This window comes from Agromyces sp. 3263 (assembly GCF_031456545.1).
GTDB lineage: Bacteria > Actinomycetota > Actinomycetes > Actinomycetales > Microbacteriaceae > Agromyces.
Window position 1 is genome coordinate 1114197 of the sequence record NZ_JAVDUV010000001.1, and the last position, 18166, is coordinate 1132362.

Here is an 18166-nt window from a genome sequence, read left to right on the forward strand (position 1 = left end):
GGTGCGATCCGTTTCGTGTCGGTCGGCCGGTTGGTGTGTGGTGCCCGATCAGGGGTAGAGGCCGCGGAGGCGGTGGGCCTCGGCGACGCGCTCGACGGCGAGCGCGGTGGCGGCGGTGCGGAGCGAGAGGTCGCGCGCCTCGGCGTAGCCGAGCACGTGCTGCCAGGCGCTGAGCATCCGCTCCTCCAGTCTGGACTCGACCTCGTCGGCGCGCCACCAGTAGGCCTGGTTCGCCTGCACCCACTCGAAGTACGAGACGATGACGCCGCCCGCGTTGGCGAGGATGTCGGGCACGACGAGGATGCCGCGGTCGCGGAGGATGCGGTCGGCCGCCGGGGTCGTGGGGCCGTTCGCGCCCTCGACGATCACGCGGGCGAGCACGTCGCCGGCGTTGCCGTCGTGCAGCACGCCCTCCACGGCCGCGGGCACGAGCAGGTCGACATCCTGGGTGAGCAGGTCGGCGCCGTCGAGCGCGTCGCCGCCGGCGAAGCCGACGACCGAGCCCGTGGCCCGGACGTGCTCGGAGAGCGACTCGATGTCGAGTCCGCCCGTGTTGAGGATCGCGCCGTACTGGTCGCTGACCGCGATGACCCGCACGCCGGCCTCGGACAGGAAGCGCGCGGCATCCGCACCCACCTTGCCGAAGCCCTGCACGGCCGCGGTCGACCGGGCCGGGTCGAGTCCGACGTGACGGAGCGCCGCGAGCGCGATGTGCGTGACGCCACGGCTGGTGGCGCTGGCCCGGCCCTGCGAGCCGCCGAGGGCGATGGGCTTGCCGGTCACGATGCCGGGGACGGTGTAGCCGCTGTTCACCGAGTAGGTGTCCATGATCCAGGCCATGGTCTGCTCGTCGGTGCCGATGTCGGGCGCGGGGATGTCGCGCTCGGGGCCGATGATCGGCAGGATCTCGCTCGTGTAGCGGCGGGTCACGCGCTCGAGCTCGGCCATGGAGTGCTCGCGGGGGTCGATCGCGAGTCCGCCCTTCGCCCCGCCGTAGGGCACGTCGAGCAGGGCGCACTTCCAGGTCATCCACATCGCGAGCGCCCGCACCTCATCGAGGTTCACGTTGGGCGCGTAGCGCAGGCCGCCCTTGGCCGGGCCGCGCGAGAAGTTGTGCTGCACGCGGTGGCCGATGTAGAGCCGGCTCTCACCCGAGTCGAGGCGCAGCGGCACGGCGACGGTGAGCTCGCGCCTCGGTGTGGCGAGCATCTGGTGCAGGCCGTGCTCGTAGCCGAGCAGCCCGATCGCCTCGGCGAGCTGGGCCCGCGCGTCGGTGAGCGGCGTCGCGACGTGGTCGACGGTGTTCGCCGAGCCGGGCGCGGCCGCGGCATCCGGTGCGGTCGACAACGTCGTCGCCGCGAGCAGGTCGGTCATGCGTTCTTCAGTCCTTCCGCGACGACCGAGAGGCCGTCGATGAGCAGTTCGTCGGAGATGGTGAGCGGGGGCAGGAAGCGGATGACGTTGCCGTACGTGCCGCAGGTGAGCAGCACGACGCCGTTCGCGTGCGCGTACTTGGCGATCGCGGTGGTGAGCGCCGCGTCGGGCGCGCCGGTGGCGGGGTCGACGAGCTCGATCGCGACCATGGCGCCGCGGCCGCGGACGTCGCCGATGCGGGGGTCGGCGGTGCGCAGCGCGTTGAGGCGGCCGATGAGCACGGCGCCGATCTCGCGGGCGCGCTCGATGAGGCCGTCCTGCTCGTATGCCTCGATCGTGGCGAGTGCGGCGGCGCAGGCGATCGGGCTGCCGGCGTAGGTGCCGCCGAGGCCGCCGGCCATCGCGGAGTCCATGATCTCGGCGCGCCCGGTGACGGCCGAGAGCGGCAGGCCGCCGGCGATGCCCTTCGCCGCGACGACGAGGTCGGGCACGATGCCCTCGTGCTCGCTCGCGAACCAGGCGCCGGTGCGGGCGAAGCCGGTCTGCACCTCGTCGGCGATGAAGACGACGTCGTTCGCACGGCACCACTCGACGAGCGCGGGGAGGAAGCCCTGCGCGGGGACGATGAAGCCGCCCTCGCCCTGGATGGGCTCGATGATGATCGCGGCGAGGTTCTCGGCGCCGACCTGCTTCTCGATGACCGAGATCGCACGCGCCGCGGCCTCGGCGCCCGAGAGGCCGCCGTCGCGGAAGGGGTAGCTGAGCGGCGCGCGGTACACCTCGGATGCGAACGGGCCGAAGCCGCTCTTGTACGGGATGTTCTTCGCGGTGAGGCCCATGGTGAGGTTCGTGCGGCCGTGGTAGGCGTGGTCGAACGCGACGACGGCCTGCTTCTTCGTGAAGTGCCGCGCGATCTTCACGGCGTTCTCGACGGCCTCGGCACCCGAGTTGAAGAGCGCCGAGCGCTTGGCGTGGTCGCCGGGGGTGAGGGCGTTGAGCTTCTCGGCGACGGCGACGTAGCCCTCGTAGGGCGCCACGGTGAAGCACGTGTGGGTGAAGGCGTTGAGCTGGGCGGTGACGGCCTCGACGACGCGGGGATTGGCGTTGCCGACGCCGGTGACGGCGATGCCCGAGCCGAGGTCGATGAGCGAGTTGCCGTCGGCGTCGAGGATGACGCCGCCGCCGGCGGCGACGACCGAGACGGGCACGGTGTGGCCCACTCCGGCGGCGACGGCCTCGGCCTTGCGGGCGAGGAGCTCCTGCGAGCGCGGGCCCGGGATCGCGGTGACGAGGCGGCGCTCCTGCGCGAGCGTCGGTCCTCCGGTGGCGGTGGCCGTGGTGTCGACGAGGGTCATGGTCTGCTCCGATGCAAGTGACGACGGTGACGGATGCCCGCAATGCTAGGTCGGGGCCGACGGATGCCGCAGCGCCCGCGTGTACACTCAGGTGCATCCTGTTGGACATCGCGTACAGGCGCCGCGTCGCGGCATCCGTCGCTCGAATCCCCCGCGGAGCACCAATGCAGCCGACCGTGCAGACCCTGCTCGACCGATCCGAGCTCGCTCTCACGCTGCTCACTCCCGCGAGCGACCTGCCTCCAGGTGCGCTCGACGCCCCGGTCCTGTGGGCGCACACGTCCGACCTCGCCGATCCCACCCCGTTCCTCGACGCGGGGCACATGCTGCTCACCACGGGCACGCAGTTCGAGGCGGGCGAAGCGGGTGGTGGCGCGGGCGGCGTCGGCCAGGCCGACTTCGCCGAGGCCTACGTGCGGCGCCTGCGCGAGGCCGGCATCGCCGCGCTCGGGTTCGGCGCCGGGGTGGTGCGAGCCGGAACGCCCGAGGCGCTCGTCGACGCGTGCACGCGTCAGGGCCTGCCGCTCGTCGAGGTGCCCTACCGGGTGCCGTTCATCGCGATCGCCCGGCTCGTGGCCGACCTGCTCGCCGAGGACGCGTACGCCCGCCAGGCGTGGGCGCTCGCCGCACAGCGCGCCATCTCGCTCGCCGCGCTGCGCCCCGACGGGCTCTCGGCCACGCTCGCCGAGCTGTCGCACCGCCTCGGCGCGTGGGTCGGCCTCGTCGACGCGTCGGGATCGCTCGACCGCGAGGCGCCGTCGGACGGACTCGGACAGCCGGCGCTCGGCGAGGTCGTCGGCGAGGCGCGCTCGATGCTGCGGCGCGGGCAGCGAGCCAGCCGCACCCTGGTCGCGGGCGACGCCGTGGGCGAGCCGCAGCGCCTCACCCTGCAGACCCTCGGCGCAGGCGGCGCCCTGCGCGGGGTGCTCGCCATCGGCGACTCCCCCCAGCTCGACGCGGCGGGTCGCGAGGTGGTGAACGCCGTCATCGCCCTCGCCGGGCTGGCGCTCGAGCAGAACCGCACGCTCGACCGGGCGCGAGGGCACCTGCGAACCGGCCTGCTGCGCGGCATCCTCGCCGGCGACACCGAGCTCGCCGCGCGCGTGGCCGTCGAGATGTGGGGCCCGCTTCCCGCTGCGCCGTTGCGCGTCGCGGTGACGGATGCCGCTGCCGCCCACGTCGATCGCCTCACCGACCTGCTCGAGCTGCGGGTCGAGGAGCGCGGCGGGCAACTCTTCTTCGGCCGCGACGAGGACACCGTGGTGGTCGTGCTCGAGGAGGCCGACGCCGGCCTCGCCGACGAGCTCGCGACCGAGTTCGGCCTGCCGGTCGGCGTCTCCGACGCGGTAGCCGCCGACGGCACGGCCATGGCGCACGAGCAGGCGATGCGCGCGCTGGAGCGTGCCCGCGAGACCGGCTCGGGCGTCGTGGCGTTCGACGAGATCAGCCGCCAGGGCGTGCTCGCGTTCCTCGCCCGCACCGACGCGCGAGCGGTCGCGTTCGCCACGCTCGCGCCGCTGACCTCGCACGACGAGGGGAACGGCACCGCCCTCGTCGCCACGATGCGGGCCTGGCTCGAGCACGGCGGACAGTTCGACGCGACCGCGCAGGCGCTGGGCGTGCACCGGCACACGGTGCGCAGCCGGGTCGCCCTCGCCGAGCGGCTGCTCGGGCGCGACCTCTCGGGGTTCCACGCCCGCGCCGACCTCTGGGCGGCACTGCTCGCGGTCGGCTGACGGCACCGTCTCCCGCCCCCGCCGCGCCCCGCGCGCCGCGACACGCTTCGCCGTGTGCCGACTGGTCGCGAACGGCTGCCTCGGTGGCGCCGGAGGCGGCCGTTCGCGACCGCTCGATGCACGTGGCGGCGCGCGGAGGGGGGCAGGGAGGCTGCGCGGGAGTCCGCCGCTGGTGGCGGGATCCGGGCGCTGGGTCAGCGCGGGGGTGGCGGGGGCAGCTCGTCGAGGTCGTCGGGCCAGGCCAGCTCGCCCGACTCCAGCTCGGCGAGGAGCCCGGCCGTCCAGTCGCGCTCGGCGGCGAGGCGTGCGCGCTCGTACTCCGCCTCGACGAGGAGGATCCGCGGCACGCCGGCCGCCTCGGCGAGGTCGCCCTCGAGCCGGGCGCGCTGCAGGTCGAGGCCGGCCACCCGCGCGCGCAGCGCCGCCAGTGCCTCCTCGCCGCCGAGCACCCCCATGAAGGAGAGCGCCGCGGAGAACAGGGTCGCGTCGGACTCGGGCGTCGCGAGCAGCAGCGAGACGCGGCGGCGCAGCTCGGCGGTGCCCGCCTCGGTCAGCGCGTACCGTACGCGTTCGGGCCGACCCGACGACTGCTCGGTGCCGGCCTGCACGACGAATCCCGCGCGTTCGAGCTTGTCCACCGCGTGGTAGAGGCTGCGCGGCAGGCCCACCACGAAGTCCTTGCGAGTGTCGACGATGAACCGATGCATGTCGTAGGTGTGGCGCGGCCCCCGGGTCAGCAGGGCCAGCACGGCGAGCGCGGGCAGGTCGCGGTCGGCACGCTGCAGCCGGGTTCCGGAGGTCACCGGCTCAGTCTACGGCGCAGCCTGCATTAGTGCACATTGCACTAATGCAGCCTGCATGTCACGATGGAGGCATGAACGAGACCACCGAACCCCTGGACCCCGCAACGCCGCCCGACCAAGCCGGCCGCGACGCGGCATCCGACCGCTCTGCGGTGCTCGCCGCACTCGACCGCGTGCGCGCCGCCTGGGACGCGGGCGACGCGACCGCCCTCGCCGCCGAGTTCACCGACGACGCGTCGTACGTGATCTTCGTCGGCCTGCACTACCTGGGCCGCGACGCGATCCGCCGTTCCCACGTGCCCGTCTTCGAGAAGTGGCAGCGTGGCAGCCGCATGTCGATGCGGGTGGTGGACCTCCGCTTCCCGACGCCCGACGTGGCCGTCGTGCTCACCGAGGGCGGCATCGGCACGCGGGCCCGCATCCCGCCCGACAAGGTGCAGACCTTCGTCATGGTGCGCGACGGCGATGTCTGGCGCTGCACGGCGTTCCAGAACACGAGGAAGCAGCGTCTGTTCATGGCGGTCAACCGGCTCGCCGACCGCGGCGACCGCTGAGCGGGGCCGCCGCGGCATCCGCCACCCCTACCGCGCCCCGTGGGCCCCGGCGTACGCTGGAACGAGCGCGGGAGGGAGACCCCATGCAAGCGGTCAAGGGCGATCGACTGGTCATCCACGGCAAGCAGGTCGGGCAGACCGACAGGCACGGCGAGGTGCTCGAGGTGCGCGGCTCCGACGGCGGCCCGCCCTACCTCGTGCGGTTCGACGACGGGCACGAGACGCTGCTCTACCCCGGCGCCGACTGCGAACTCGAGCACGAGCACCAGGCGCACTGAGCCGGCGCGGGCGCAGCACCCGACGGCGAGGGGATGCCGCGGCACCGCGCGCTACCGTTGAACCCATGTTCCACTCCTATGCGGCCATCGGCGACAGCTTCACCGAGGGCGTCGGCGACGAGCTTCCCGACGGATCGGTGCGCGGTTGGGCCGACTTCGTGGCGATGGGGCTCGCGCTCGCGGCGCAGGAGCCGATCGGCTACGCCAATCTCGCCATCCGCGGCCGCAAGCTCGGCCCGATCGTCGACGAGCAGCTCGAGGCGGCGATCGCCCTCCGCCCCGAGGTGATCAGCTTCAACGGCGGCGGCAACGACATGCTGCGCCCGCGCATGCCCGAGGAGCGGGTCGCCGGCCGGTTCCGCCAGGCGGTGCACCGCATCCGCGACGAGGGCATCCACGTGCTCATGCTGAGCGGCGCGAACCCCACCGAGCACCTGCCGCTCGGCAAGGTGTTCGACGCCCGTGGCGTGCGCCTCACGGCCGCGCTCCAGGACCTCGCCGAGCTGCCCGGCGTGACGTTCGTCGACAACTTCAACGACCGCGGGCTCCGCGACATCCGCTACTGGTCGGCCGACAAGCTGCACCTCAACTCGCTGGGGCACGCACGCGTGGCGAGCAACGTGCTCACCGCCATCGGCGTTCCGGTGCCCGAGGAGTGGGGCGTGGCCGAGGTCGCCGCGGCGCCGGCCGGACCCCGCAGCCGCAACACGGCCGCCTACTACCGCGAGTTCGTGCTGCCGTGGATCGGTCGGCGGCTCACGGGCCGCTCGTCGGGCGACGGTCGCACCGCGAAGCGCGCCACGCTCGAGCCGCTGACCCCGGATGCCGCGCGCTGACGGGCGCCACCGGCATCCCTCGCCCGGACGAGCATCCGCGGCGTCCTCGCCGTGACCGGTCCTACGCGGTGCTGAGCACGTCGGCGACGAACGCGCGCGTGCGGCGCGCGAGACCCTCGATGCGCTCGAGCTCCTGCACGCTCGGCAGCACCTCCGAGGGCGCGGCCGGACGCCCGAGCCGCACGGTCTCCTGGCACGCGAGATCGCTGCACATGTAGGTGCCGACGCTGTCGCCCCGCTCCCCCGGTGCACCCGCGCGCCGCGCCGAGAACATCACGACCTGGTCGGCGGGCTGCTGCGTGTGGCAGAGGTTGCAGATCGCGGCGCGGTGGTGCGAGCCGTTCGCGACGGCGACCCGCAGCACGATGCCGCGCGCCGCCCCGTCGAGCTCGGTGACGAGGTAGCCGCGGGTCGCGATGCGGGGGTCACGCCACGCGAACGCATCGAGGTGCGCCCATTCCGTGAGCACGAAGTCGTGCGGCAGCGAGAGCTGCGCCAGCTCCGCGTCGCTCGCATTGCCGAACGACTCGCGGATGTCGCTCTCGACCAGCGCCTGCATGCGTCCCCTCCCGTGCGTGACCTCCAGTCTACGAACGGCCGCTCAGCGTTCCACCGTCCACTCCAGGTCGATCGACTCGGGCCCCCACGTCATGACGACCACGTCGCCCGGGCCGATGCGCCTCGGCCGCGCTCCGTCGCGGATGTCGTCGGCGACGATGCGACGGCTCAGCCCGTGCTCGGCGAACCCGTCGACCGACGTGCAGCTCGTCACCCACGAGAAGAAGAACTGGCGCCGCACGAGCAGGCAGACCCGGTCGTCGTCGCGGAACGCCCAGAAGTCGTGGCCGAAGGCCCGGCCGAGGCTGCGCAGGGTGGCCGCCTCCGACGGCTGGAGCTCGGCGGCGGTGGCGATCTCGTCCGTGCGCCCGCGTTCCTCGGGGGTCTGCGCGCGCTCGAAGACGGCGAGGCCGCGCGGCGGCGACAGCGCCTCGCGGGCGGGGGCGAGCACGGCGAGCGCGATCGCGACGAGGGCGAGGATCCCAACGGCGGCCGCGATCGCCCGGCCCCTGCCGAGGGGGCGGCGACCGGATGCCGCAACGGGGGCCGGAGGTCCAGATCCGTCGCTCGGGTCGTCGGCCGACGTGTCGCCGTACGTGGGCCCGGCGTCCGCCGGCCCGGTGACCGCCGGTCCGAGCCGTTCGGCGAGCTCCGCCTCGACCGCGGCGAGCTCGGCCGCCGCATCGCCGGGCGGCCCCTCGGGCGTCCCGTAGACGAGCCGCAGCAGTTCCTCGTGGCGGCGCTCCAGCCGGTCGCCCACATGCGGTTCCATGGGTGTCGACATCGATCCCATGCGCCCAGTGTGCGCCTCTTCCGCCGCAGACGGAATGGGGTCGCGGACGCCTGCCGTGGCGGCGCACGACGCCGCGGGTCACGGCGCTGCTGGGCACGCCGCTGCTGCGCACGGCGCTGCGGGGCGCGGCGCCGGGCGCCGACGCGCGGGTCAGCCGATGACGGGCAGCGGGCGGTCGTCGACCCGCGGACACCACCCGGCGGGCGTGCGCTCGTACGCGTGCGCGGGTCCGTCGGCCACGAGCCCGGCGAGCGCTGAGAGGAACCGGTCGACGTCGTCAGCCGAGGATCCGGCCCCGAGGCTCGCGCGCAGCCCGTTCGCCCGCGACGCGACGCGGTCGAAGAACGGGTGCGCGCAGAAGCGCCCGGCCCGCACCGAGATGCCGTGCTCCGCGGCGAGCGCGGCGGCGATGAGTCCCACCGAGCCGCGCTCGAGCTCGATCGTGGCGATCCCGAGGCGGTCGTCGGCGTCGTCGAAGCCGCGGATGACCCGGATGCCCGGGATGTCCGCGAGCCCCTCGTGCAGCCGCGCGGTGAGCGCCGCCTCGTGCTCACGGCGAGGCCCGTCGCCCAGCCGGTCGAGCTCGTCGAGCGCGCGGGCGAGTGCCGCGATGCCGATCACGTTGGGCGTGCCGGCCTCGTGCCGGTCGGCGCCGGTCTTCCACTCCACGGCCTCGAGTCGCACGGCCTCGACGGCCCCGCCGCCCGCGAGGTGCGCGGGCGCCACGTCGAGCCAGTCGGCCCGCCCGACGAGCGCGCCCGTTCCGAACGGCGCGTAGGCCTTGTGCCCCGAGAACGCGAGGTAGTCGATGCCGGCTGCCGCGAGGTCGACGCGCCGGTGCGGCAGCAGCTGCGCGGCATCCACGGCCAGGCGCGCGCCGTGCTCGTGGGCGAGCGCAGCCAGCTCGGCGATCGGCAGCACCTCGCCGGTGACGTTCGAGGCGCCGGTCACCGAGAGGAGTGCGACAGGCGCGGCGCCGAGCTCGTCGCGGAGCGCGTCGATGGTCTCGGCGATCGTCGTCCGGCCGACGACGACGCGGCGCGACCGCCAGGGCAGCAGGTTGGCGTGGTGCTCGAGGTCGAGCACCACGGTGTCGCCGGGCACGGCCGATGCGAGCAGGTTGAGCGCGTCGGTCGTGTTGCGCGTGAAGATCACGAGGTCGTCGTCGCGGGCGCCGACATGGCGCGCCACCGTGACGCGAGCATCCTCGACGAGGGCCGTGCTCGCCTGCGACGCGTACCCGCTGCCCCGATGCACGCTCGAGTAGTAGGGGATGACTCGGGCCACGTGCTGCACCACCGCATCCAGGGCGGGCGCGGATGCCGCGACGTCGAGGTTCACGTGCCGCACCGTGCCGCCGCCGAGCACGGGCACCCGAAGGCCGGCGTCGGCGAGGGCCGCGAGTGACGCAGGGCCGGTCGCCGCGGCATCCGCTCGCTCGCCCGCGACAGCGCGCACGCGCGTCGGCGAGGTGCGCAGGTCGGTGGCGATCACGGGGACTCCTCGGTTGGGTTGGCGTCGAACCTACGGCCGACCGCCGAACGCCTCAACCGTCGCCGTCGCACGGTGTCACGTCGCGCAACATCGAGTAACGGAGCTCAGCGCAGGAGCCGCTCCTCCAGCCGGACCCGGTCGGCCGTGTGCACGTTGGCGGGGCGCTCGAGGCCGAGGTGGTCCCGCAGCGTCTCGCCCTCGTACTCGAGCGGGAAGACCCCGAGCCGCTGGAGCTCGGGCACCACGCCGAGCGCGAACGCCTCGAACTGGGCGGGCTGCACGGCCGAGAGCACGTTGAATCCGTCGACGGCGCCCGAGTCGCCCCACGCGGCGAACTCCGCGGCGATCTCGGCGGCGGTGCCGACGACGATGGACGCGTTGACGGATGCCGCGACGACGAGGTGCCGCAGGGTCGGCGGTCGGTCGCCCGACGGGGCTCGGCCGGTGCGCTCGGCGACGATCTCGACGAGCAGCTGGCCCGCGTCGGAGAACGAGGACGCGAGCGTCGGGGTCACCGCGCGGTCGGGCGAGAGGCCGGTCAGGTCGACGCCGACGAGGGTCGAGAGCTGCGCGAGCGAGCGAGCGGCGGGGAACGCCGGCGGAGCGCCGCCCGGCCAGTCCTCGGCGATCTGCACGAGCTCGCTGAGCTCGTCGGCGATGGCCTGTGCGTGCTCGCGGGTCTCGCCGATGATCGGCAGCACCGGGGCGATGACCTTCAGCGTGCGGTCGTCGCGGCCCGACTCGAACGCCAGCGAGCGCAGCTCCTCGCGCACCGCGATCGCCTGGTCGTGGCCTGACACGGCGACGAGCGCGAGGTCGGCGTGCTGCGCCGCGAAGAGCTTCGAGCTCGGCGAGAGGCCCGCGTGCAGGACGGGCAGGTGCCCCTGCACGGGGCGCACCGCGTTGAGCGGCCCGGCCACGCGCAGGTGCTCGCCGTGGAACGCGGTGGCGTGCAAGCGGTCGGGGTCGAGGAACACGCCCGACGCGGCATCCGCCACGATCGCGTCGTCGTCGAACGAGTCCCAGAGCCGGCGCAGCACCTCCTGGAACTCCACCGCACGGTCGTAGCGGACGGTGCTGACGTGCGTGAAGTCGACGCCGTGGTTCGCCGCCGAGCGGGCGTCGGAGCCGGTGACGAGGTTGAGCGCCGCACGCCCGCCCGAGAGCAGGTCGGCCGAGGCGCTCGCCCGCGCCACCGTGAAGGGGTCCGCGTAGGTCGTGTTCACGGTGGCCACGAGCCCGATGCGCTCGGTCACGCCGGCGAGGTAGGTGATGGCGCTGAGCGGATCCACCCGGGCGACGAGGTGCGGGTCCCGGTACTCGAGGTCGTGCCCGGTGGCGAGCCAGTCGCCGAAGAACAGGAAGTCCAGGCGCGCCCGCTCGGCGACCTCGGCGGCGCGGCGCAGCACGGCGGCGTCGCCCCGGGGGTCTCGATGCGCCCCCGGATACCGCCAGCCCGACGGATACGCGCCGATCGCCCGCACCATGGCGCCGATGATGAGTCTCGTCATGCGTCCACCTCCCGGATGCGACGTTAGGCAGGCCGCGCGCACGCCGCGAGGGGTGCCGTCACACGGCGGAACGGGGTGCCACACGCCGCAACCCGGCGTCATCGGGGGTCATCGGATGCCGCGGGCGGGCGCCGCGGCATCCGTCACCGACGTGCGTCGCGCGGCATCCGTCCCCCGACGTGCGCCGCGCGGCATCCGTCCCGCGGCATCCGCTCAGATGCTCGCCCGCTGCTCCACGAGCGGGCACATGAAGGGATCGCGCTCGCCGAGCCCGACGCGGTTGATGTAGCGCAGCACGATCGCGTACGACTGCCACAGCCCGGTCTGCGTGTACGGCACGCCGAGCTCGCGGCAGTACGCGGCGATCATGGGTGCGGCCCGGCGCAGGTGCGGCCTGGCCATCGACGGGAAGAGGTGGTGCTCGATCTGGTAGTTGAGGCCGCCCATCATGAAGTCGAGGAACGGGGTGCCCCGGATGTCGCGGCTCATGAGCACCTGGCGGCGCAGGAAGTCGAGCCGCAGGGCCTTCGGCACGAGCGGCATGCCCTTGTGGTTCGGCGCGAACGAGGCGCCCATGTAGAGGCCGAAGAGGCCGAGCTGCACGGCGAGGAACACGGCCGCGATGCCGGGCGAGAGCACGAGGAAGACGAGCGCGAGGAACCCGACGAGCCGCACCGCGAGCACCGCGATCTCGGCGGGGCGGTGCGCGAGGTGCTCGCGCATGACGACGCGATGCACACTCGACGCGTGCAGCGAGAGCCCCTCGAGCAGGAGGATCGGGAAGAAGAACGCCCCCTGGTGCGCCATCACCCACCGCATGAACCGCGACCGGTGCCGGCCGGCCTGCTCGGGCGTGAACGCGACGACCGGCAGCTCGATGTCGGGGTCGACGCCGAGCTGGTTCGGATTCGCATGGTGGCGGGTGTGCTTGTGCTGCCACCATCCGTAGCTCATGCCGACGAAGCCACCCAGCACGAGGCTGGTCCAGTCGTTCCACCGCCCCGACCGGAAGATCTGCCGATGCGCGGCGTCGTGGCCGAGGAACGCGGTCTGCGTGAACAGGAACGCGAACCACACGGCCATGAACAGCTGCCACCACGAGTCGCCGATCCAGACGAACGCGACGATGGTGGCCGCGAAGAGCACGGGGACGAGCGCCAGCTTCGTCCAGTAGTAGCCGTAGCGGCGGCGCATGAGGCCGGCCTCACGCACCTGACGCGCGAGTTCGGTGAAGTCACTGGCTGGTGCCGTGTGCGTGGTCATGGCGACTCGCTCTCGAGGTCGCCGCACGCGGGGTCCCGGCACGCGGAATGGTTCATTCGAGGCTACGCCTGCGGCGCGGCATCCGCCATCCGTCAAGCCGTGGGATTGCCGGCCCGCGCTCGGTAGAATCGTTCCATCCCCGCGCGAATTCCTGCGCGATCCGCCGACCCCTGGAGGCCACCCTTCCGTGACGAGTTCCCGACGCGATCGACCTGCCGACCCGCACCAGCACGACGGGCATGCGTTCGCGAGGAAGGAACCGTCGTCCGCGCCGCCGATGCGGCTCTCGGATGCTTCGGAGCTGGTGCTGGTGGCGTCGGCCCCGCGCACCGCGCGGTTCGATCGTGACGACCTCGTCGTGCGCAAGGGCCAGTACGCGCTGCGCAACGGCCACGCGACGCCGCAGGAGTCGATGGTGGAGGACCTGCTCGCCGTGCGCGACGCCCTCGACGCGGCCGCCATCTCGTACCTCCTCGTGCGCGGCAACGACGACCGCCTCGTGCTCGCCGTCGACCGCGCCGACCGCAAGGCCGTCGCCCACGCCTTCGCCGAGGCCTTCGCGAACGAGCCGTTCTATGCGGCGACCCTCGCCCCCGAGCGGGCCGCCGACTCGCACCCCGTGCTCCTCGCCGACGGACGACTCTCGGGCCACCGCAAGGCCACCGTGCTGCGCCTCTACCGGCCGCGTGTGGAGCCCGTCGGGCGCCTGCGCTACGGCAGCGAGACGGCCGTGCAGCTGGAGTTCTGGCGCTTCGGCGAGGACACGATCGAGGCGCCCGTCGAGAACGCGCTCATGCGGCGCACGCTGCCGCGCTCCGAGGCGATCGACGACACGGTGCACCTGCACGGCCGCGACTGGCCGACCCTCGAGCACATGTTCGCGCCGCTCGCGAGCGACGTCGACTTCGACATCGACATGGTGTTCTCGTGGGTCGACGGCTCCAGCGACGAGTTCGTGCGCGAGCGCGCCAAGCGCATGCAGAGCTACGTGGTCGGCGAGGGCGACGACTCCGAGGCCCGCTACCGGCAGATCGACGAGCTGAAGTACGCGCTGCGATCGGTGTACCTGTTCGCCCCATGGGTGCGGCGCATCTTCATCGCGACCGACTCCCCGGCGCCGGCGTGGCTGGCGAAGCATCCGAAGGTCACCATCGTGCGCAGCGAGGAGATGTTCGCCGACACGTCGGTGCTGCCCACGCACAACTCGCACGCCGTCGAGAGCCAGCTGCACCACATCGAGGGCCTCGCCGAGCACTTCCTCTACTCGAACGACGACATGTTCTTCGGTCGGGCGGTGAGCCCGTCGCTGTTCTTCTCCCCCGGAGGCATCACGAAGTTCGTCGAGGCGTCGACGCGCATCGGCCTCGGCGACACGCATCCCGGCCGCAGCGGGTTCGAGAACGCCGCGCGCGTCAACCGGGCGCTGCTGCGCGAGCGGTTCGGGAAGGTGACCACGCGCCACCTCGAGCACTGCGCGGCGCCGCTCCGCAAGAGCGTGATGGCCGACCTCGAGGCGGCGTTCCCCGAGGAGTTCCGCCGCACGGCGGCGAGCCGCTTCCGCTCCGCGACCGACATCTCGGTGACGAACTCGCTGTACCACTACTACGCGCTGCTCACGGGCCGCGCCGTGGTGCAGACCGACGCCAAGGTGAAGTACGTCGAGACGACGCTGCGCAAGGCGCTGCCCGCCATGAAGCAGCTGCTCAAGCGCCGCGACCACGACATGTTCTGCCTCAACGACGGCAGCTTCCCCGAGATCTCGGTCGAGCAGCGCACGGCCGCGGTCATCGAGTTCCTCGACCGCTACTTCCCGTTCCCTGCGCCGTGGGAGAAGGCGACGGATGCCGCGGCCGACCTCCCTGCGGCGGCCGCAGCCGGCGGCGGCACCCCCGACCTCACGGCGTAGCCGCACCCGCGCGCGCCGCGCTGACGGCCACTCCCAGCGCCGACCCGGCCCACTGGAATCCCGTTCGAGCGGCGGAATCCTCCACGTCGGGGATTCTCCTGCGCGAACGGGATTCCACCGAAGCGTCGACTGCCCCTCCACAGCGCGGAGCCGACGGCCGCCACTCCCCCGCCACGCGCGGCGGCCCTCGGGGGCGGTCGATGAGGCGACGCTCATCCCATGCCGCATTCCCTCCCACTCGACCAGCACGGGTTCATCCGCTCGGCCGCCGTCAGGGCGATCGGCGCCGACGCCGAGTTGCGTGCCGCCCTGGCACGCGGAGAGCTCGAGCGTGCCCGGCGAGGGCTTTACCGAGCTGCGTCGATGCACGACGAGCACGACTTGGCGATGGCCGAGCGAGCGCGGCTCGCCTACCTGTCGAAGGTCCATGCGGTCGCCGCCACCTTCCACGCGCCGGTCTTCACGAGCTACTCGGCCGTGGCCCTGCTGGGCCTTCCCATCTTCGGCGCGTGGCCGGCCGACGTCTTCATCATGTCGCGAAGCGAGCACGGCCGGCGCAGGTCGGGGGTGGTCGAAGTGGCGCGGACGCGAGACATAGACGTCACCGCGGTCGAAGGCATGCTCGTGACCTCGATCGAGTTCACCCTGCTGCAGCTCGCGCGCCATGCACCGCTCGTCGCGGCATTGACGGCGACGGATGCGGCGTTGCACGTGCCGCGATTCGGTGGCGGTCAGCCGATGACCACGCTCGAGTGCCTCAGGTCCGAGCACGATCGCCTGAAGCCGCATCCGCGGAGCCGCCGCGCCGACGCCGTCCTCGATCGCGCCACGCCGCTCGCGGACACACCGATCGAGAGCGGGAGCCGGCTCCTCATCGAGGAACTCGGATTCGCCCCTCCCGTGCTGCAGCACGAGTTGTGGCTCCCCGAGGCCGGCCGGCGGGCGTTCCTGGACTTCTACTGGCCCGAGATCCACGCTGGCGCCGAGGCGGACGGGCGCGGGAAGTACCTGGGAGGGAACATGGCATCGCCAGTCCGTGGTGCGCCGACTGCGCCCGATGCGATGGGTGCGGGCGGTCGGAACGACGCGTCCCGAGCGGCGGCTGCAGCGGCGGAGTTCGCGGCGGCCGCCGTCATCGCCGAGAAGGACCGCGAGAATGCGATCCGCCGGCAGCTCTCGGGGTTCGATCGTTGGGACTGGAACGACATGATGCGGAAGCGCCCCGTCGAGGCGCGCCTTGCACGGCTCGGAGTGCCGCGCACCCGGCGACCGCTGACGTTGATCTGAGCGCTGGCACGAGGTGCAGCGCGGTGGAATCCCGTTCGCGCCGGGGAATCCCCAACGCATGGATTCTCCCGCCCGAACGGGATTCCGGCGGAGAGGAGCAGGGGCGGGCGGGCGGGTCGACGCGCGTGGCAGGGGCGGGCGGGCGTGAGAGGGTCGGCGCGCGACCGCGGCCGCGCGGGCGCCGTCAGCCGGCGAGCACCGGGATCGGCATGGTGAACGGGGGCTCCTTCGGCACACGCGGCGTCGCGGCATCCGCGATGCTGACGCCCGACTCGCCGAGCCTGCGCGCGCTCTCGTCGGCGGGGATGAAGTCGAGCGCCGGGAACGAGCCGAGCGGCACGACCGAGTGCAGCACGGTCGAGGGATACACGTGCACGAGGTTGAACGCACGGGCACCGTCGCGACCGCGGGTGCCCCCGACGGGCACGTTGAGGTCCTGGGTGTAGCAGCTCGCCGACGCGACCGACACGGGCACGCCCGCGAACGTCGCCGTCGACGAGTAGTGCAGGTGCCCCGCGATGATCGAGCGGATGTCGCTGCCGTCGACGACCTCGGCGAGGCCCGACTGGTCGCGCAGCTCCACCGACACCGCGAGGTCGAGCACGCTCGGCACCGGCGGGTGATGCATGGCGAGGATCGTGCCGTGCGGAGCGGGGATCGAGAGCTCCTCGGCGAGCCAGTCGAGCTGGGCGGGCGCCACCTCGCCGTGGTGGTGGCCCGGCACGGTGGAGTCGAGCGTGATGACGCGCAGCCCGTTCACGTCGTCGACGCGATCGACCGGGCGCGACCCGCCGAGCCGCTCGCCGAGCAGGCCGCGGCGGAACGCCCCGCGGTCGTCGTGGTTGCCCATGACCCAGATGACCTGGGCGCTCAGCCGCTCGGCCACGGGATCGACGATGCGGCGGATGCGGTCGTACGCGTCGGCCTCGCCGCGGTCGGCCAGGTCGCCGGTGAAGACGATCGCCTCTGGCCGGGCACCGGATGCCTCGAACTCGTCGAACAGCGTCCGCAGGTGCTGTTCGCTCGACACCCGGTCGTAGAGCTTGCCGCCACCAGCGAGCAGGTGCGTGTCGCTGATGTGGAGCAGGAAGTGATCCGGCCTGGGGTACTCGGCCGTTCGAATGGTCACTGGGGGTTCCCATCGGTTCGGTGGTGGCGCGCGGCGGTGGGCGTCGCGCTCAACCTAGCCGACCATGCGAATCTGAACGCTGAATGAATCCGGAATGTGACGAACCCGAACGCGACGACACGGATTCCGGCGAATCGCGTCACGATCCGGCATCCGTGGCGTCTCTCTGGTGAGGGAGGTCGATCATGGCGTGGTGGGGGCGGACGAAGTCGGCGGAGTTCGTCGAGCACGTGGAGTTCGTGCGGCTCGAGCTCGCGGTGATCGCGGTGCCATGCGCCTGCCCCAGGGATCACGACCACCCGCGGCCGACCTCGGTGATGCTGCACGACGCCCACGCGCTGGCGGCCTGATCGCCGGTGCGTCCCTGAACCTGCCCGCCCGCCCCGGACTCACGACGGCCCGGCAGACCTCGCCATCGCCGCCGCGGCCCCGGCGCCAGCGCGCCAGACGGGACCGTGACCGGGCAGGAGCACGGATGCGCGAGTCGCTGCGAGCGCCGTCAGCGAGGCCAGCGCCTGCTCGCTGTCGGCTGTCGCGGCGCCTGACACGATCTGCGGTCCGTCACCGCCCGTGTACGGGTTGAAGGTGACGAGCGCGTCACCGCTCAGCACCGCGTCGGAGTCGGGCAGGTGCAGCGCGCAGTGCCCGAACGTGTGTCCGGGCGTGAACACCACCCGCGGACGTCCCGGCACGTCGAGCACCTCGTCCGCGGCGAGGAAGGTGATCCCCGACACCCCCTTCACGCGCAGGGCGCCGGCGCGCACCATGGCGAAGAGCGGCGGCACCGCCCGGGGGTGCGCGATCGGGTAGACGGCCCGCGGATTCTCGTGCGCGTAGCGGTACGGATGCGCCGCGAGGTACTCCTCCTCGGGGTGGGCGATGATCGGCACGCCCCACTCCTGCTGCGCTCGCAGGGCGAACCCGAGATGGTCGAAGTGCGCGTGGGTGAGCACGCAGGCTCGCACGTCACCGGGCTCCCGGCCCAGGGCGCGGATGGCGTGGCCGATCACCGGCCAGGTCGCGGGGTGCGCCGTGTCGACGATCGTGAGCGCGCCGCCCTGCTCGAGGAGGTAGCAGTTCACGTAGGCGTGCTCGAGGCGATGCACCCCGGGGACCACGTTGCAGGTCAATCGGGGTCTCCGGCTGCGTCGCGGCGGCGCGGATGCCTCGTGTCCCGGAGCTCGCACCTCGCGCCGTTCGTCGGTGATGTGTCGATCCTGCACGGCAGCCGCCTTCCGTCGGACCACCGCCTCCCCGGGTGCATCCACGTTCGGCCATGCCGGAACGCC

General features: G+C 73.0%; 17 protein-coding genes. 7 read left to right on the forward strand and 10 right to left on the reverse strand.

Annotated elements, in window-relative coordinates; translation table 11 throughout:
* Positions 1-48 precede the first annotated feature (48 nt).
* Positions 49-1374, reverse strand: coding sequence for a Glu/Leu/Phe/Val dehydrogenase (locus J2X63_RS05090; protein WP_309974604.1), 1326 nt, complete (start codon positions 1372-1374; stop codon positions 49-51).
* Positions 1371-2729 carry a 4-aminobutyrate--2-oxoglutarate transaminase gene (gene gabT / locus J2X63_RS05095; protein ID WP_309974607.1) on the reverse strand — a complete coding sequence of 453 codons (1359 nt, stop codon included), beginning with the start codon at positions 2727-2729 and terminating at the stop codon, positions 1371-1373. The genes J2X63_RS05090 and gabT overlap by 4 nt, the downstream gene beginning before the upstream one ends.
* Positions 2730-2893: 164 nt before the next feature.
* Here gabT and J2X63_RS05100 point away from each other — a divergent pair, with 164 nt between their 5' ends.
* Positions 2894-4465: a PucR family transcriptional regulator gene (locus J2X63_RS05100; RefSeq protein ID WP_309974610.1), complete on the forward strand. Its 1572-nt coding sequence runs from the start codon at positions 2894-2896 to the stop codon at positions 4463-4465.
* A 194-nt stretch (positions 4466-4659) separates the two neighbouring features.
* Here the strand turns inward: J2X63_RS05100 and J2X63_RS05105 are convergent, their stop codons facing one another.
* Entirely contained in the window at positions 4660-5268 is a 609-nt protein-coding gene (locus tag J2X63_RS05105) for a helix-turn-helix transcriptional regulator (protein WP_309974613.1), read from the reverse strand.
* Positions 5269-5339: 71 nt separating this feature from the next.
* Between J2X63_RS05105 and J2X63_RS05110 the strand changes: the two genes are divergently transcribed.
* From J2X63_RS05110 to J2X63_RS05120, 3 genes are all read left to right on the forward strand, one after another.
* Complete coding sequence (locus tag J2X63_RS05110; RefSeq protein ID WP_309974616.1) at positions 5340-5822, forward strand: SgcJ/EcaC family oxidoreductase; 483 nt, start codon at positions 5340-5342, stop codon at positions 5820-5822.
* 83 nt (positions 5823-5905) lie between these two features.
* Entirely contained in the window at positions 5906-6100 is a 195-nt protein-coding gene (locus J2X63_RS05115; RefSeq protein ID WP_309974619.1) for a DUF1918 domain-containing protein, read from the forward strand.
* Between the two features lie 65 nt (positions 6101-6165).
* Positions 6166-6936 (forward strand): SGNH/GDSL hydrolase family protein, encoded by a 771-nt coding sequence (locus tag J2X63_RS05120; protein WP_309974622.1) that lies wholly within the window; start codon positions 6166-6168, stop codon positions 6934-6936.
* A gap of 61 nt (positions 6937-6997) precedes the next feature.
* Here J2X63_RS05120 and J2X63_RS05125 read toward each other — a convergent pair whose 3' ends face one another.
* The 5 genes from J2X63_RS05125 to J2X63_RS05145 form a co-directional block, all read right to left on the reverse strand.
* Positions 6998-7495, reverse strand: coding sequence for an FBP domain-containing protein (locus J2X63_RS05125; protein WP_309974626.1), 498 nt, complete (start codon positions 7493-7495; stop codon positions 6998-7000).
* A gap of 42 nt (positions 7496-7537) precedes the next feature.
* Entirely contained in the window at positions 7538-8287 is a 750-nt protein-coding gene (locus J2X63_RS05130; protein ID WP_309974631.1) for a hypothetical protein, read from the reverse strand.
* Between the two features lie 150 nt (positions 8288-8437).
* Positions 8438-9781, reverse strand: coding sequence for an aminotransferase class V-fold PLP-dependent enzyme (locus tag J2X63_RS05135; protein ID WP_309974635.1), 1344 nt, complete (start codon positions 9779-9781; stop codon positions 8438-8440).
* Between the two features lie 104 nt (positions 9782-9885).
* Positions 9886-11292, reverse strand: a complete 1407-nt coding sequence (locus J2X63_RS05140; RefSeq protein ID WP_309974638.1) for an NtaA/DmoA family FMN-dependent monooxygenase — start codon at positions 11290-11292, stop codon at positions 9886-9888.
* Between the two features lie 213 nt (positions 11293-11505).
* Positions 11506-12555, reverse strand: coding sequence for an acyl-CoA desaturase (locus J2X63_RS05145; RefSeq protein ID WP_309974642.1), 1050 nt, complete (start codon positions 12553-12555; stop codon positions 11506-11508).
* A gap of 277 nt (positions 12556-12832) precedes the next feature.
* Between J2X63_RS05145 and J2X63_RS05150 the strand changes: the two genes are divergently transcribed.
* Positions 12833-14461, forward strand: coding sequence for a stealth family protein (locus J2X63_RS05150; protein WP_309974644.1), 1629 nt, complete (start codon positions 12833-12835; stop codon positions 14459-14461).
* A 219-nt stretch (positions 14462-14680) separates the two neighbouring features.
* Positions 14681-15748 carry a type IV toxin-antitoxin system AbiEi family antitoxin domain-containing protein gene (locus J2X63_RS05155; protein ID WP_309974647.1) on the forward strand — a complete coding sequence of 356 codons (1068 nt, stop codon included), beginning with the start codon at positions 14681-14683 and terminating at the stop codon, positions 15746-15748.
* Positions 15749-15932: 184 nt separating this feature from the next.
* Here J2X63_RS05155 and J2X63_RS05160 read toward each other — a convergent pair whose 3' ends face one another.
* Positions 15933-16877, reverse strand: coding sequence for a phosphodiesterase (locus J2X63_RS05160; protein WP_309974649.1), 945 nt, complete (start codon positions 16875-16877; stop codon positions 15933-15935).
* 185 nt (positions 16878-17062) lie between these two features.
* Between J2X63_RS05160 and J2X63_RS05165 the strand changes: the two genes are divergently transcribed.
* Positions 17063-17227 carry a hypothetical protein gene (locus tag J2X63_RS05165; RefSeq protein ID WP_309974652.1) on the forward strand — a complete coding sequence of 55 codons (165 nt, stop codon included), beginning with the start codon at positions 17063-17065 and terminating at the stop codon, positions 17225-17227.
* 39 nt (positions 17228-17266) lie between these two features.
* Here the strand turns inward: J2X63_RS05165 and J2X63_RS05170 are convergent, their stop codons facing one another.
* Positions 17267-18100: an MBL fold metallo-hydrolase gene (locus tag J2X63_RS05170; protein ID WP_309974654.1), complete on the reverse strand. Its 834-nt coding sequence runs from the start codon at positions 18098-18100 to the stop codon at positions 17267-17269.
* Positions 18101-18166: the final 66 nt, after the last annotated feature.

Bases quoted from the DNA above. Each gene is read 5' to 3' on its own strand.
- J2X63_RS05125 (WP_309974626.1), bottom strand. From the start codon at position 7,495: ATGCAGGCGCTGGTCGAGAGCGACATCCGCGAGTCGTTCGGCAATGCG.
- J2X63_RS05110 (WP_309974616.1), top strand. From the start codon at position 5,340: ATGAACGAGACCACCGAACCCCTGGACCCCGCAACGCCGCCCGACCAA.
- J2X63_RS05145 (WP_309974642.1), bottom strand. From the start codon at position 12,555: ATGACCACGCACACGGCACCAGCCAGTGACTTCACCGAACTCGCGCGT.
- J2X63_RS05150 (WP_309974644.1), top strand. From the start codon at position 12,833: ATGCGGCTCTCGGATGCTTCGGAGCTGGTGCTGGTGGCGTCGGCCCCG.
- J2X63_RS05165 (WP_309974652.1), top strand. From the start codon at position 17,063: ATGGCGTGGTGGGGGCGGACGAAGTCGGCGGAGTTCGTCGAGCACGTG.
- J2X63_RS05130 (WP_309974631.1), bottom strand. From the start codon at position 8,287: ATGGGATCGATGTCGACACCCATGGAACCGCATGTGGGCGACCGGCTG.
- J2X63_RS05100 (WP_309974610.1), top strand. From the start codon at position 2,894: ATGCAGCCGACCGTGCAGACCCTGCTCGACCGATCCGAGCTCGCTCTC.
- J2X63_RS05140 (WP_309974638.1), bottom strand. From the start codon at position 11,292: ATGACGAGACTCATCATCGGCGCCATGGTGCGGGCGATCGGCGCGTAT.
- J2X63_RS05115 (WP_309974619.1), top strand. From the start codon at position 5,906: ATGCAAGCGGTCAAGGGCGATCGACTGGTCATCCACGGCAAGCAGGTC.
- J2X63_RS05090 (WP_309974604.1), bottom strand. From the start codon at position 1,374: ATGACCGACCTGCTCGCGGCGACGACGTTGTCGACCGCACCGGATGCC.
- J2X63_RS05155 (WP_309974647.1), top strand. From the start codon at position 14,681: ATGCCGCATTCCCTCCCACTCGACCAGCACGGGTTCATCCGCTCGGCC.
- gabT (WP_309974607.1), bottom strand. From the start codon at position 2,729: ATGACCCTCGTCGACACCACGGCCACCGCCACCGGAGGACCGACGCTC.
- J2X63_RS05120 (WP_309974622.1), top strand. From the start codon at position 6,166: ATGTTCCACTCCTATGCGGCCATCGGCGACAGCTTCACCGAGGGCGTC.